Annotated in this window: 8 protein-coding genes; 3 read left to right on the plus strand and 5 right to left on the minus strand. The window is 38.5% G+C overall.

The window, feature by feature from the left end; genetic code table 11:
* Positions 1 to 360 precede the first annotated feature (360 nt).
* From GQR59_RS14670 to nirB, 4 genes are all read right to left on the minus strand, one after another.
* Positions 361 to 2,124 carry a bifunctional protein-serine/threonine kinase/phosphatase gene (locus GQR59_RS14670; RefSeq protein ID WP_160063914.1) on the minus strand — a complete coding sequence of 588 codons (1,764 nt, stop codon included), beginning with the start codon at positions 2,122 to 2,124 and terminating at the stop codon, positions 361 to 363.
* 61 nt (positions 2,125 to 2,185) lie between these two features.
* Positions 2,186 to 3,658, minus strand: a complete 1,473-nt coding sequence (locus GQR59_RS14675) for a NarK family nitrate/nitrite MFS transporter (RefSeq protein WP_160063916.1) — start codon at positions 3,656 to 3,658, stop codon at positions 2,186 to 2,188.
* A gap of 201 nt (positions 3,659 to 3,859) precedes the next feature.
* Positions 3,860 to 4,210 (minus strand): nitrite reductase small subunit NirD, encoded by a 351-nt coding sequence (gene nirD / locus GQR59_RS14680; RefSeq protein WP_160063918.1) that lies wholly within the window; start codon positions 4,208 to 4,210, stop codon positions 3,860 to 3,862.
* Between the two features lie 13 nt (positions 4,211 to 4,223).
* Positions 4,224 to 6,749, minus strand: a complete 2,526-nt coding sequence (nirB, locus tag GQR59_RS14685) for a nitrite reductase large subunit NirB (RefSeq protein ID WP_160063920.1) — start codon at positions 6,747 to 6,749, stop codon at positions 4,224 to 4,226.
* A 437-nt stretch (positions 6,750 to 7,186) separates the two neighbouring features.
* Between nirB and GQR59_RS14690 the strand changes: the two genes are divergently transcribed.
* Positions 7,187 to 9,922, plus strand: coding sequence for a nitrate reductase (locus GQR59_RS14690; RefSeq protein WP_160063922.1), 2,736 nt, complete (start codon positions 7,187 to 7,189; stop codon positions 9,920 to 9,922).
* 2,027 nt (positions 9,923 to 11,949) lie between these two features.
* Here the strand turns inward: GQR59_RS14690 and GQR59_RS14695 are convergent.
* Positions 11,950 to 12,774, minus strand: a complete 825-nt coding sequence (locus GQR59_RS14695) for a 2-keto-4-pentenoate hydratase (protein ID WP_160063924.1) — start codon at positions 12,772 to 12,774, stop codon at positions 11,950 to 11,952.
* A gap of 427 nt (positions 12,775 to 13,201) precedes the next feature.
* On the opposite strand from GQR59_RS14695, the gene GQR59_RS14700 reads away from it, so the two are divergent.
* The gene (locus tag GQR59_RS14700) at positions 13,202 to 13,897 is read left to right on the plus strand and encodes an ABC transporter ATP-binding protein (RefSeq protein WP_160063926.1); all 696 of its coding nucleotides are present in this window, start codon (positions 13,202 to 13,204) and stop codon (positions 13,895 to 13,897) included.
* Entirely contained in the window at positions 13,897 to 15,801 is a 1,905-nt protein-coding gene (locus GQR59_RS14705) for an ABC transporter permease (protein WP_160063928.1), read from the plus strand. The genes GQR59_RS14700 and GQR59_RS14705 overlap by 1 nt, the downstream gene beginning before the upstream one ends.
* The last annotated feature ends 4 nt before the right edge of the window (positions 15,802 to 15,805 follow it).

A 15,805-nucleotide genomic window follows, 5' to 3' on the forward strand; every position in this document is an offset into this window, starting at 1 on the left:
TATTTCAAAAAATAAAATCTAACACAAAAAGATCTGCAAGCTGAAAAAAGGACTCGCAGAGCTCCTCCGCTCATGACACTAGACTACGCCTAATTCATCATGCGCCCCGAGTTCAAAATCAATGCATCAAACCATGGTAGATTTCTAAGACCATTGTACGCTTTTGACTTTGGGGCGCTGACTTTAGTCTGCAGGGGGGTTATGTGTTGATTGTGTGTTTGTATTGAATATTGTAAAAGATAAAACCTAACACAAAAAATCTGCAAGCTAAAAAAAGGACTCGCAGAGCTCCTCCGCTCATGACACTAGGCTACGCCTAATTCGCCATGCGCTCAAACTTCGATATCAGCCAGTAAAAAACTAAAGCGCTTTACCGCTTACTAGTATGAATAGTTCTGCGGCGCTGATGCCGATGAAGATGAAGGCTAGGTATTGCCAGAATTTTACTGGGTCTCGTTCTAAGAGTGATTTTTTAGGTTCTTGGATTGCTTGTCTTTTTTGGACTGCGGTTAGTTCTGCGATAAATTCGCTCATGGTGCTGTAGCGTTTATTAGGCTTTGGATCTAATGCACGCTGTAATACGTTATCAAGTCGGCTTGATAGTTCTGAACGGTGAGTTTGGATGGGTTGGTAAATCCAAGTGTATTGCCTTGCTCTGTCTAACGATTGTGCTTGGTTCGCTGGATAAGGTAAATATCCTGATAACAGTTCATAGGCAATAACTGCAATGGAGAATAGATCTGACAAAGATGAGCTTTGGTTGTCGTTTAAGTATTCAGGTGCGATGTAATCTACTGCGCCTAATGGTTCTTCTTGTTGCTCTTTTACTATCTCTTCAAAACCATTAACTTTAACGGTGCCGAAGTCGATTAATTTAATCTCATCCTGATCTGTGATGATGATATTTTCAGGTTTAAGGTCTCTGTGCACCATGCCTGCACGTTGTAATACACGTACTGTATTCACTATTTTTTTAATGATGTCGTAGGCTTGGTCTAATTCGGGTTTAGGATTTTTCTGCATCCATAATCTTAAGGACATTCCTTCGACATACTCACAGATATGGTATAAAAATACTGAGCCTTTGATGTTGTCTGCGATCGACATGACACTCGGGTGATTAATTGATTGCCCTACCCACTGTTCTTTATAAAAGCCTAAGAGATAATTGGCATCTTCTTCAAAGTTCAGTGATGGCATTTTCAACACGACTTTATTTTTTGTGCTTTTATCCGTCGCTAGATAAACATGGCTACGTGAGCCTTCATGTAATAATTTATCTATTTTAAAACAGTCAATTTCGTTACCGACTTGTAATGCAGGCGGAATATTCAAACTGCTTAAATGTGAAAATAATTCACTTAAATCTGCTCTAGGTAATGAGGTTACTTTTATAAGCAAGCAACTTATGTTATCGCTACTCCCTTGTGTTAAAGCATCGTCGCAGATTGTTTTAGCAAGTTGTTCAAACTCTTTTGTTGTTGCGTCTTCTGTTAATTGGCTTAGGTAATCCTTTAAGTTCTCTTGGCTCAAGTAGTCATGTACACCATCACTACTTAACATGAACAGGTCTCCGACTTGCAGAGGGATGGTTTGATAGTCGATATCAAGGTGGCAATCCATACCCAATGCACGGGTTAATACTGGATTTTGTTTATAAACCGCACGGCTATGATCATGTGAGAGTTGCTTTAATTCTTCCTCTTGATAACGATAAACGCGACTATCACCGATATGTAAAATATGAGCGGTTGTAGATTTGATAATGACACTACTGAAAGTGGTGATTAAGCCATTATGTCTAAGATCATCTTGGTTATGTTGATATAACCAACTATTAAGGGAGTTGAGGACTTTGCTGGCGGATTGTTTAACGTCCCAGCTTTTGTTGGTGCTGTAATAATCAGCAATGAATTGGGTAACACTGGTGTGGCTAGCTTGTTGTCCTTTATCGCTGCAACTTACGCCATCAGCAACACAGGCGACTATCCCTTTCATCTTTTTTTCTGATGCTGAATAAGGGTCTTTTACTGCAAAAGCATCTTGATTGACCGAACGTTTACCAGCGGTGGAATACCCACCAATACAGACTTTCAAGGTTGGCTTTGCTTGACTCTTATCCATTGATATTTTTTACCTTAAATTTTTCATCCCTCACTTTATGATGAGGGATGAAAATATAGTTTTAGTGAGCACCTACATCGATTAGGGTAACACTACCATCTTCGTTTACTTCTGCAATTTTACCTTTAGGTTCAGTCATCAACGATAATGTTAAAAGACCTAAGAAAGCAGTTGCTGCAATCACGTAAAAGAAAACTTGGTAACTAACAAAAGATAACACCGTTAGGTAAACTACTGCGCCAACGTTACCGTAAGCACCGGTCATACCTGCAATTTGTCCTGTCATACGACGTTTGATTAGTGGAACCGTTGCAAATACAGCACCTTCACCCGCTTGTACAAAGAAAGAACAAATCATAGCAGCAACAACAGCAACCCATAATGTCCAGCTACTTTCGATTTGCGCCATTAATAAATAACCTAGCGCTAAACCAGCGGTTAAAATAAGTAAGGTAGATTTACGACCAAACTTATCTGATAACCAACCGCCACCTGGGCGAGATACTAAGTTCATGAAGGCATAAGCTGATGCCACCATACCCGCAACAACCGGTGTTAATTCAAATGTTTCTAAGAAGAATAGAGGTAACATTGAAACAACCGCTAATTCAGAACCAAACGTAGCAAAATAAAGGACATTTAATACTGCTACTTGTTTGAATTTATATTGGTGTAGCTCTGGTACTGGTGTTGTAAAGATTGATTTATTAACTTTCCAAACCTGTGACCATTCGTAAAGGTATAACGCAAATAGTAATGCATAAATAACATAACAAACGGTGTTAGAAATCATACCTACGTTATCTGGAGATAGTTTCCACGCTAGTAATGCTAAAGCCGCATACATTGGGATCTTCATAATAAGTAGTAAGAAGAAGTCACCTTTTGACGTTACTTCCATTGCTGTTAAGTTAGCAGGTTTGAAGTAAGTAGAACCTTTAGGTGTATCTGTTACGTTTGCGTAAAAAATAAAACCAAATACTAAACTTAGTAGACCCGTTACGACCATTGCGTAACGCCATCCGTCTTCGCCACCAAATAGTAATGCCAGTGTTGGTAAACTGAATGCGGCTGCAGCACTACCAAAGTTACCCCAACCACCGTAAATCCCTTCAGCGGTTCCTAGCTCGTTATGTGGGAACCATTCAGATACTAAACGGATACCAATAACAAAACCTGCACCAATGAAACCTAAAGCAAAACGCGAGATAGCTGCTTGCAAGAAGTTTTCAGAGAAAGCAAAAGTGAAACATGGGATTGAACATAGAATAAGTAGAGCAGAATAAACCAGTCTCGGGCCATATTTATCGGTTAATGAACCAATAATAACACGTGCTGGAATTGTCATTGCAACGTTAAGAATAAGCAGTGTTTTAATTTCTTCAGTGCTTAAACCCAATGTTTCTTTTACTGATTGTAATAGGGGTGCAAAGTTAAACCAAACTGCAAACGTGATAAAAAAGGCCATCCAACTTAAATGCAGTGTTTTCATTTTTCCTTGGAAAGAAAAAATGTTAAAAGAATTATTACTCATATATATCCTATCTGTCTTTATACAAAATTAACGAACGTTATTGATGCGAAGCACCTAACAAATCATTATCTGATTTATCAAACAAGTTATTCCATGGTTAGAAATAACTTGTTTTAAGGGGGGAACATTAAGCCACTTTTTCAACTATCAATTTGTTGTACGTAAAATGGCTTAGTGTCATGTGTTTGCTGTATTAAATGATTAGCTCGCTTCCTTAAGCTGAACTTGCTCATTTTCAATACGAACGTTAAAGGTTTTAATTTTATGTTCTTCAGAATCTAAACATTCCCCTGTCGCTAAGTTAAAACGTTGTTTATATAAAGGCGATGCAACATAAGTAATGTCTTCTGTTGAACCTATGATGCCGCGAGATAACACATTCGCTTTACCAAATGGGTCGAAGTTAGCAACGGCATAAACACTGTTAGTTTGTTTGCATAAGAAGATAGCGACTTGTTGCTCATTATATAGCGCACAAATACCTGCATCTGGCGTTAAGTCGTTAATCGGGCAGATATCTGTCCAAGTTGTGTTGTTCGATGTAGCGTCCATTTTCTTATTCCTATTAAACTAATTCTGTAATTTCAATGTCTTTTTCTAAAGGGAAACGTTGGCCCCTTACTACTTTAAACGCAAGACCGACATCTGCTTCTTTACTGTTAATAAAGTGTTTAAAGCGTTTCAGTTTTTCAGGACTTTCAATGGTTGTTTTCCATTCACATTGGTAATTTGCAATGTTACTTTCCATTTCTGTTTCTAACTCTGTATTAATGTTAAGTGAATCATTGATAATGACCTCACGTAGATATTCAATACCCCCCTCTAGATTCTCTAACCATACTGAAGTACGTTGTAAACGATCGGCAGTACGGATATAAAACATGTAAATACGGTCAACATAAGTACGTACTTGTTCATCAGTTAAGTCAGAAGCAAATAAGTCACCATGACGAGGACGCATACCCCCGTTACCACCAAAGTATAAATTCCAACCGCCATCGGTAGCGATTAAGCCAAAATCTTTACCTTGGGCTTCTGCACACTCACGCGTACAACCAGAGACACCAAATTTCACTTTATGCGGAGAGCGTAAACCTTTGTAACGATTTTCAAGGTCAATCGCAAAACCAATACTATTTTTAACACCGTAACGACACCAAGTATTACCAACACAAGATTTAACAGTACGTAGCGATTTACCGTATGCATGGCCTGTTTCAAAACCTGCATCAACTAGTTTTTTCCAAATGACAGGTAACTCATGTAATTGCGCACCAAATAGATCCACACGAGCTCCGCCCGTCACTTTGGTATAAAGGTTAAATTCTTTTGCTATTTGTCCAATCGCAATTAAACCATCAGGGCTAACTTCGCCACCTGGCATACGTGGAACCACTGAGTAAGTACCATCTTTTTGCATGTTACCTAGGTAGTTATCATTAGTATCTTGCAGGCCAACATGGGCATCTTCTAATACATATTCATTCCAATAAGCAGCAAGAATGTTAGCTACGGCAGGCTTACAAATTTCACACCCTAGGCCATTACCACATTCAGCTAACAGACCTGTGAATGTTTTAATTTTCTTAACGCGGACAATATCGGCTAACTCTTGACGTGAATAAGCGAAATGCTCACAGATATCTTTTTTCACTTCAAAGCCAAGACTTGCTAATTCACTATCAAGCACTTGTTTTGCTAGTGCACTACAACCGCCACAACCAGTCGCTGCTTTAGTTGAAGCTTTAAGCTCACCCATGCTACAACAACCTGCTGCCACAGCATTTTTAATATCACCTTTAGATACATCAAAACATGAACAAATTGCCGCTGTATCTGGTAATGCATCTACGCCCATTCCTGCCGCTTCTTCGCCACCAGATGATGGTAAAATAAGCACACTTGGGTTAGCAGGCAATTTCATATCATTGAGCTTTAATTGTAATAGCGTGCCGTAAGCTTCTACATCACCTACTAGTACTGCACCGACCATTTTTGTACCGTCAGCTGAAACGATCAGACGTTTGTAAACTTGTTCGATTTCATCATGATAAGTGTATGACTGTGCACCCGGTGTTTTACCGTGTACTTCACCAATACTGGCTACGTCGATACCTAACAATTTCAATTTGGTACTCATATCTGCGCCAGTAAATTCAGTTTCTGAATCTCCATGCATATGGGCAGCAGCAACTTTCGCCATTTGGTAACCAGGCGCTACTAAACCGAATATAAAGTTTTCCCATAACGCACATTCACCAATCGCGTAAACATCTTCAACGCCTGTTTCACAATGGTTGTTAATAACGATACCGCCACGTTCACCAATTGGGATACCGGTTTTACGCGCTAGTTCATCTTGTGGGCGAATACCCGCAGAAAAGATGATCATGTCAGTTTCTAAATGAGAACCATCAGCAAAATTCATTCTGTAACGTGACGTTTTACCTGCGACGATTTCTGTGGTCGCTTTTTCAGTGTGTACATGCACACCTAAGTCTTCAATTTTACGTTTTAATAACGAACCGCCACCGTCATCTAACTGAACAGCCATTAAACGTGGTGCAAATTCAACAATGTGCGTTTCTACACCTAGGTTAACAAGTGCATTACCCGCTTCAAGTCCTAGTAATCCACCACCAATAACAACACCGGTTTTGCTAGTTTCACCCGACTTGGTGATATCTTCTAAATCATCAATAGTACGGTAGACATGACAATGTTCTTGGTCATTGCCTGGGATAGGCGGAACAAATGGGTAAGAACCAGTAGCAAGCACTAATTTATCGTAGCTTTCAACACGACCGCTAGCTGTAATGACATTTTTATTATCAAAGTCTAAATCAACTACTTTGTCGTTAAGAACAAATTTAATACCGTTCTCTTCGTAATATGCAGCATCAGTTAATGCGAGGTCTTCAGCTGTTTTACCTGAAAAGAAATAACTTAATTGGACACGGTCATAGGCAAGGCGAGATTCTTCAGAAAAAGTAATCACCTCGTATTTGGTTTCATCATTACCGATAATGGTATCGATAAATTTATGGCCTACCATGCCGTTTCCAACCACAACAATGCGTTGTTTACTCATAATTGTTATTTCCTTTTTAACTTCTATTTTGAGTGTTCACTTAAATTTGCTTAATAAGTGTCTTAAAGTATTTATTGCAAGGCAGAGGCCAATAACAGCAAACTAATAAATAAAAACAAATACATATAAAAATTCAAAGAGTTACAGAAAATAAATCAAAGGCGTTATATTTAACAAAACGAATCAACGACCTTAAATGTTACAAAAATGTAAACAAACAGTGCATCGCGCACTATTTTGGTGCATATTTTTACTTTTAGTGCACTTCAATATTTTCATTTTATTCATTAAATAGAAAAATTAAAGATCTTACTTATTGATTTTAAAGTTAAAATTTATATATTTTAGGCTATTTCACTAATTCCCCCTTACTTGGTGTGCTCTTTGCTCTATATATAGGTATAGATATGGATATAAAAGAGCATAGAGAGAGCAACATGACCCAAGAAAAGAGCTTATGGACTAAATCAACCTGCGCATATTGTGGTGTGGGCTGTGGCATTGAGGCAAGTATCGGTGCTAAAGGTGAATTAAGCATTCGTGGTGATCAATCACACCCCGCCAATTATGGAAACCTCTGTTCTAAAGGGTTAGCACTAGGTGAAACTGTCAGCCAAGAAGGACGATTATTACACCCTTCCATTGACGGTGTTGAAACTGACTGGTCAAATGCATTACAACATGTTGCTTCAAAATTCTCACAAGCAATTGAAGAACATGGCCCAGATTCAGTGGCTTTTTATGTATCAGGACAACTCCTCACTGAAGATTATTATGTTGCGAATAAACTAATGAAAGGGTTTATTGGCAGCGGTAACATCGACACCAATTCACGACTCTGTATGTCATCAAGTGTGGTTGGTCATAAGCGAGCTTTTGGTAGTGATACGGTACCTGGTTGTTATGAAGATCTTGATACGGCAGAATTAGTTATTATCACGGGATCTAACCTTGCATGGTGTCATCCCGTTTTATTTCAGCGCTTAAAAACTGAAAAAGCCAAACGAGACAATTTATTTATTGTAGTTATCGATCCACGTGAAACAGATACCTGTTCTATTGCCGATTTACATTTAGCCATCCAGCCAGAAACGGACGTTGCATTATTTAACGGTTTACTCAGTTACCTTGTTGAACATAAAAAAATTGATGACAACTACATTCAACAACATAGTGAAGGATTTGAAGCAGCGCTAAAAAGTGCACAACAAGATATGCCCAATATCGCTCAATTAGCTACAAATTTAGCATTGAATGAGCAAGACTTAATATCATTTTTCGAGCATTTTGCTAACACCGAAAAAACACTGACGATTTACTCTCAAGGTGTTAACCAATCAACGCAAGGTAGTAATAAAGTCAACAGTATTATTAACTGCCATATTGCCACTGGTCGAATCGGAAAGCCTGGAATGGGTCCTTTCTCAATAACAGGGCAACCCAATGCAATGGGAGGCCGCGAAGTGGGTGGACTTGCGAATACCTTGGCAGCGCACATGGAATTTGGCGATCAAAAAGCCAATCAATTGATCAGTGATTTCTGGGAAACAGAACAACTCGCCACCAGCCCAGGATTAAAAGCAGTAGACCTATTTGAAGCAATGAATGAAGGTAAAATAAAAGCAATTTGGATCATGGCAACGAACCCGGTTGTGAGCTTACCGAATACTAATAAAATTATTGAAGCCTTAAAAAAATGTCCAACAGTGGTTGTGTCTGATTGTATGGCTGAAACAGCGACAACACAGTTCGCAGATGTATTGCTACCAGCACAAGGTTGGAGTGAAAAATCAGGCACCGTCACCAACTCTGAAAGACGCATTTCAAGACAACGTCGTTTGCTACCAAGCCCAGGTGTTGCTAAACCAGATTGGTGGATTATCAGTGAAGTGGCTAAATGTATGGGATTTGCAAAGGCATTTAACTTTCTTCATGAAGGAGAAGTTTTCTCTGAATTTACAAAAATGACCACGTTAGACAATGAAGATGGTTTATCTCGCGACTTGAATTTAATCGGATTAACAACGTTAGATGCCAAAGGATATAGCCAGTTAACACCTCAACAATGGCCAGTGACTGAATTACAAACAAAAAATGTTCATCAACGTCTATTTGCAGATAAGCAATTTTTCACCGCTTCTAAGAAAGTACAGTTTATTGCGGTGTCACAGTTAGCAACCAGCATTAATGTAATGGATCAGCAGTCTAAACAATCTCAATACCCTTTAATTCTAAATAGCGGGCGTATTCGAGACCATTGGCATACGATGACTCGAACAGGTTTATCAAGCCGATTAGGTGCACATATTACTGAACCTTTTGTTGCGATACACCCGAATGATGCTGAGAAATGTCAGATAACAGATAACAACTTAGTGGCGATTAATAGCCCTCAAGGTGCGATGTTAGTGAGAGCTTTACTCACTAAGCAGCAAAATAAAGGACAAATTTTCACGCCAATTCATTGGAATAGCCAAACGGCTAAAAGTGCTAATATTTGTAATTTAGTCAGTGATGATAACGACCCTATTTCCGGTCAACCAGGTTTTAAATCGACTCAAGTAAATATTAAAAAATGGCATTACCATAGTGAAGCCATGTTATTAACTCGTGAACCATTAAATCTTGAATCATTTGATTACTGGGTAAAACAGAAAGTAGAAAAAGGTTATTTATACCGTATTGCAGATAACCGTTCGCCTTTAGAATTAGCACAAGCGTTACAGAGTTTATTAAAGAATACACAAGGTAAAACTCTGCAGTTCTCAAGCACTGATCAAACTCAACAGATGATTCACCGTTATGCTTTTGTACAAAATGCACAGCTTAATAATGCTTATATCACTTCAGAGCAATTAACCACTCAGTCATTAGATTGGTTGCAAAGTGTATTGGATCTGCCTCTTGATAGTAGTATTGAACTCACACTGATTTCAGGTATTGTTGAAGGGAAATTAGCCCAAGGTAAAATCATTTGTGCTTGTAAACAAGTCGGCATCAATACTATTACGGACGCTATTTTAGAAGAAGGTTGTCAAACACTTGATAGCATCAAACAATGCACCAGTGCAGGCACAGGCTGTGGTAGTTGTTTACCTGAAGTTGAGTCAATACTCGCTGATAAAATGGCTGATATGCCACAAAGAATTGAAGTCGAAGAATTTGTTGCTTAGGTTATTACTAGGTTACTGGGATAGTTTTTGCCATAACTTTCTGACATAACTTATGATATAGCTTAAAGGATAGTTTTTTTAAGCTAGTTTTTAACTAGTATGATATCAGAGCTAGTTTAAAGGATAGTTTTTTAAGCTAGTTTTTAACTAGCATGTTATATGAGCTAGTTTAAAGGATAGTTTTTAATTGGAATGTTATGCGAACTAGCGCTATCGACTTTTTAATTAGGTTCGCTGAGTTCAAAATATTGAATTATCGAGCTTTAACTTCGAGGTGGAGTTCAAAACTTTATTAGCTCATACCTCCGAGCATGAGTCTTTGACTTAGGGGCGCTGGCTTCAGCCTGCAGGGGGTTATGTGTTGATTTTGAATTTGAATTTGAATTTGAATTTGAATTTGAATTTTATCTTAAATTTGATATTTAATGGTTCGAACCGCAACACAAAAAAGATCTGCAAGCTTAAGCATGCGCCCCGAAAATCAAAAAACTACAAACAGGACTCGCAGAGCTCCTCCGCTCACAATACTAGGCTATCGCCTAATTCGCCTCTAGTTCAAAACCTCTGGCATTGTACAGACGATTATCAGCCTTTGACCTAGGGGCGCTGGCTTCAGCCTGTAGGGTTTGTGTTGATTTGATTGTTAACTACAAAGTCAAAATCAACACATTTAAACATTAAACACTGCAAGCTGAAGCATGCGCCCCAAAAATAACAAACCTGTAAGCTAAAAACAGGACTCGCAGAGCTCCTCCGCTCATAACACTAGGCTATCGCCTAATTCGCCTCTAGTTCAAAACCTCTGGCATTGTACAGACGATTATCAGCCTTTGACCTAGGGGCGCTGGCTTCAGCCTGCAGGGGGTTATGTGTTGATTTTGAATTTTAATTTCATCTTAAATTTGATATTTAATGGCTCCAGCCGCAACAAAAAAACACCTAAAACCAACACAAAAAAGATCTGCAAGCTGAAAACAGGACTCGCAGAGCTCCTCCGCTCATAACACTAGGCTACCGCCTAATTCGCCATGCGCCCGAAAATCATAAACATTCAAACTGAAAACAGAAGTCGCAGAGCTCCCTCGCTCATAACATTAAGCTACCGCCTAATTCTCCATGCCCCCGAAAAAAACTGAGGCCTTTAAACTCGATTATCAGCCTTTGACTTAGGGGCGCTGGCTTCAGCCTGCAGGGGGTTATGTGTTGATTTTGAATTTGAATTTCATCTTAAATTTTATATTTAATGGATCCAACCGCAACACAAAAAAGATCTGCAAGCTTAAGCATGCGCCCCGAAAATCAAAAAACTACAAACAGGACTCGCAGAGCTCCTCCGCTCACAATACTAGGCTATCGCCTAATTCGCCTCTAGTTCAAAACCTCTGGCATTGTACAGACGATTATCAGCCTTTGACCTAGGGGCGCTGGCTTCAGCCTGCAGGGGGTTATGTGTTGATTTTGAATTTTAATTTCATCTTAAATTTGATATTTAATGGCTCCAGCCACAACAAAAAAACACCTAAAACCAACACAAAAAAGATCTGCAAGCTGAAAACAGGACTCGCAGAGCTCCTCCGCTCATAACACTAGGCTACCGCCTAATTCGCCAAGCGCCCCGAAAATAACAAACCTGCAAGCTAAAAACAGGACTCGCAGAGCTCCTCCGCTCATAACACTAGGCTATCGCCTAATTCGCCATGCGCCCGAAAAAAACTGAGGCCTTTAAACTCGATTATCAGCCTTTGACTTAGGGACACTGGCTTCAGCCTGCAGGGATTTATGTGTTGATTTGATTGTTAACTACAAAGTCAAAATCAACACATTTAAACATTAAACACTACAAGCTGAAAACAGGACTTGCGTAGAGCCTTCCTTCATGGCACTAAGTTGCGCCTAATTCACCGTATATACCGACGAACAAAAAGTGGTAATCTAAAAACAAAAAAAGCGATCAATTGATCGCTTTTTACTTGAATTAAAGTATTCAAATAGTCTTGAATAACTTACATTTTGTCAGATTTTTATTATTAAGCTTTTTTATTATCAACTAACGTAAAGTTCATTGTACAAACATCACCAAACTTAACTGTTGAAGTTGAACCTACTAATGTTTCATGAACGCCGGTGATAGCACCAGAACTACATAAAGAACCTGCTGGTAATGTAATGCCACGTTCTGCACAACAATCGATCATGAAAGCAAATGCTGATAATGGACCATTGAAAATGCCATCTGTTGGAGCAGTATTGATCAACTCATCATTAATCGTAGTGCTTGTTTCCATTGTTGCAATAGCCGTTTTCCAATCGGAAATTGATGTGCCTAAAATTACACCATATTGATTACCAATATCTGAAGCAATTGCCGTTGGACCATAGCCATTTAAATCAATAACAGGACTACTTGCGATTTCGATTCCTGCATACGCGGCTTTAACTAAATGCTCTACGCCATCTGCTGTGTTGATGCTACCCGGTGCAATATCTTGATTTGTTTCAAACACTAACTCAGGTTCAATCGCAATAAAACCACCAGCAAATACAGGTAGTTCAAATGCTTGTCCCTTTGATTGTTGCTCTGTCAAAGTGATGCATACATCTTTGAATACAGGTCCTAAAATACGTTCAGCACCAAGCTCATCACGTAGGTCTGGCGGTACCATTCCGACTTTCCAACCAACAATAGGCTGATCAGAAGCTGCAATAGAACCATCTTGCACAACATAAGCTTCAGCTAGTGTGCTTGGGATAGGACCAGGAAAACCATCTAGGATACGAACATCTTTTCGCGCACTAGACAGTGCATTTGCTAGTTCGCTGATTTGCTCACTAGTTAAAGGGGTAGTTGACATAAAATACTCTCACAATTGTTTGATAAATTTATGGTTATGGTGGCTACAGTCATAAAAACCTGAGCGCTAAAAAACCAGTATAAACGCCCTGTAACGTCAAACAAAGGGATAATTAGTCGTTTAACGATGATTTTGACTGAGATCTATTATTCAATAGTTTATAAAGAAAAAGAGTAATAAATAAGCAGATAAATAGAGTAGATTAAGCATTTTCATTCTATATATTTTGGGTTATAGAATATTAAAGCACTGCAAATTATTTATATTCAATGTGGCACTTGAATAAAGTAAAACTTATAAAAAATATCTAATACTTGCATTTTATAGTTCGTATTAACATTTTTATTTTGTTATGTTGTAACAAAAAAGTATTGTTATGTTATAACAAAGCAATAATTTAATACTAAAACTTATCGGTGAGAAAAACATGATTAATCTAACTAATTTACGCTTTGCCTGGCAGAAAAAAGACGTTATTAACATTGAAGCGTTAGATATTAAAAAAGGTCAACATTTATTTATTGAAGGCCCGAGTGGAAGCGGTAAAAGTACATTATTAAATTTATTAGGAGGTGTTTTAACACCACAAAATGGCAATGTAACAATACTTGGACAATCCTTAAATGCCCTATCTTCAAGTCAAAAGGACTCTTTTAGAGCAAACCATATTGGTTTTATATTCCAGCAGTTTAACTTGATCCCTTATTTAAGTGTGTTAGATAACATTACCTTGCCTTGTACCTTCTCAACATCCCGCAAAGCAAAAGCATTAAAACGAAGTAATAGCTTAAATGAAGAGGCGATTCGTCTATTAGCTGCACTCGGGTTAAATGATTCAGAATTACTACAACGTAGTGTTAATGAGTTGAGTGTAGGTCAACAACAACGGGTCGCAGCCGCAAGAGCAATGCTTGGAAGTCCTGAAATAATTATTGCCGATGAACCTACTTCAGCATTGGACAGTGATCACCGCCAAGGTTTTATTAAAATACTATTTGAAGAATGTAAAAAAGAAGATATCACCCTTATTTTTGTCAGCCACGATGCTAGTTTGAAACATCATTTTTCTCATTCTATTAACTTACAACAGATTAATCAGGTTAACTTCAAGGAATCGATATAATGGCGATTTTATCACTAGCATTTAAAAGCTTACTTAACCGTAAACTGACCTTTTTTATTACTCTTTTTTCTATCGCAATCAGCGTAACTTTATTATTAGGGGTTCAAACGTTAAAAACAGAAACCAATAATAGTTTTATGAAAAGTATTTCAGGTACTGATTTAATTATTGGCTCTCGTGGTGCTTCTTCACAATTGTTATTGAGCTCAGTTTTTCATATCGGCAATACCACTAATACCATTAAATATGATACTTACCAAAAAATCAGTCAATCACCTGCTGTTGAATGGGCTGTGCCTATTTCATTAGGTGATTCTCATCATGGCTATACTGTGATGGCAACCGACTTAAGTTTCTTTGATTATTTTAGTTACGCTAATAAACAACATTTAAAGGTTGAATCAGGAAAAATAGATGACGATATGTTCGCAGTTGTTATTGGTTCAGAAGTCGCTAAAAAATTAAATTATAAAATTGGCGATGAGGTTATCGTAACGCATGGAGGTGGTGAAATAGAAGGACATCATCATGATAATATTCCTTACTTCATCAGTGCAATCCTATCCCCTTCTTTTACCGCTATAGACCAATCTCTTATTATTTCATTGGAAGCAATGGAAGCGATGCATACAGATAATCATGGCCATTTTGGTGTATTGCCTGGAGAAACAACCCTAGCAGCCAATCACACAGATCACGATGAACATGATCACGAAGATGCAGATCATGAGCAGCATCATGACGAAGCAACGCATGATGAACATGAGCACGAAGATGCAGATCATGAGCAGCACCATGACGAAGCAGCGCATGATGAACATGAGCACGAAGATGCAGATCATGAGCAGCACCATGATGAAGCTGCGCACGATGAACATGATCACGAAGATGCAGATCACGAACAACACCAAGACGAAGCAGCGCACGATGAACATGATCATGAAGATGCAAATCATGAAGAACACCATGACGAAGCAGCGCATGATGAACATGATCACGAAGATGCTGAGCATGAGCAACACCATGATGAAGCTGCGCACGATGAACATGATCATGAAGATGCAAATCATGAGCAACATCATAACGAAGCCACTCACGATGAACATGAGCACAAAGATGAAAATCATGAGCAACACCATGACGAAGCAGCACATGATGAACATGATCACGAAGATGAAAATCATGAGCAACACCATGATGAAGCTGCGCACGATGAACATGATCACGAAGATGAAAATCATAAGCAACACCATGATGAAGCTGCGCACGATGAACATGATCACGAAGCAACCCATGAAGGTCACCGTGAGACACAAGATCAACGTGTTGCTAGGTTATTAAAGGTAAAACCAGAGAAAATTAATGCAATCTTTGTTGGTTTAACCTCTCCTCAAGCAGTGTTAGGCATGCAAAGTTATGTTAATAATTTTCAAGAAGAGCCTTTATCAGCGATTATTCCTGCCCTCGCTCTTCAGGAATTATGGGAATTCTTTAGCCTTGCTGAAGTTGCGTTGAGTATTGTGACCGTATTTGTTGTCTTAGTTGGCTTATTGGGAATGTTAAGCATTATTCTAATGAGTTTGAATGAACGTCGTCGAGAAATGGCAATCTTACGCTCAGTAGGAGCAAGACCTGGACATATCTTTAGTTTGATTATTGGCGAAGCAGGTTTTGTTTGTTTTGCTGGCATATTATTGGGTATTGCATTACTTTACCTACTCCTTCTCATACTACAGTCACCGTTGGCATCGTATTATGGGTTTTATTTGGACATTAATATGTTGACGTCTAATGACTTACTTATTTTAGCAATTATTCAAATTAGTGCATTATTGATAGCATTAATTCCTGGCTGGTTAATTTATAAGTACTCATTATCGGACGGCATGAGCATCAAGTTTTAGGGAG

The organism is Psychromonas sp. L1A2, assembly GCF_009828855.1.
In the GTDB taxonomy this organism is placed as follows: domain Bacteria; phylum Pseudomonadota; class Gammaproteobacteria; order Enterobacterales; family Psychromonadaceae; genus Psychromonas.

Excerpts from the sequence above, each read along its gene's own strand:
- GQR59_RS14670 (WP_160063914.1), bottom strand. The coding sequence starts at position 2,124 with ATGGATAAGAGTCAAGCAAAGCCAACCTTGAAAGTCTGTATTGGTGGG.
- GQR59_RS14675 (WP_160063916.1), bottom strand. The coding sequence starts at position 3,658 with ATGAGTAATAATTCTTTTAACATTTTTTCTTTCCAAGGAAAAATGAAA.
- nirD (WP_160063918.1), bottom strand. The coding sequence starts at position 4,210 with ATGGACGCTACATCGAACAACACAACTTGGACAGATATCTGCCCGATT.
- nirB (WP_160063920.1), bottom strand. The coding sequence starts at position 6,749 with ATGAGTAAACAACGCATTGTTGTGGTTGGAAACGGCATGGTAGGCCAT.
- GQR59_RS14690 (WP_160063922.1), top strand. The coding sequence starts at position 7,187 with ATGACCCAAGAAAAGAGCTTATGGACTAAATCAACCTGCGCATATTGT.
- GQR59_RS14695 (WP_160063924.1), bottom strand. The coding sequence starts at position 12,774 with ATGTCAACTACCCCTTTAACTAGTGAGCAAATCAGCGAACTAGCAAAT.
- GQR59_RS14700 (WP_160063926.1), top strand. The coding sequence starts at position 13,202 with ATGATTAATCTAACTAATTTACGCTTTGCCTGGCAGAAAAAAGACGTT.
- GQR59_RS14705 (WP_160063928.1), top strand. The coding sequence starts at position 13,897 with ATGGCGATTTTATCACTAGCATTTAAAAGCTTACTTAACCGTAAACTG.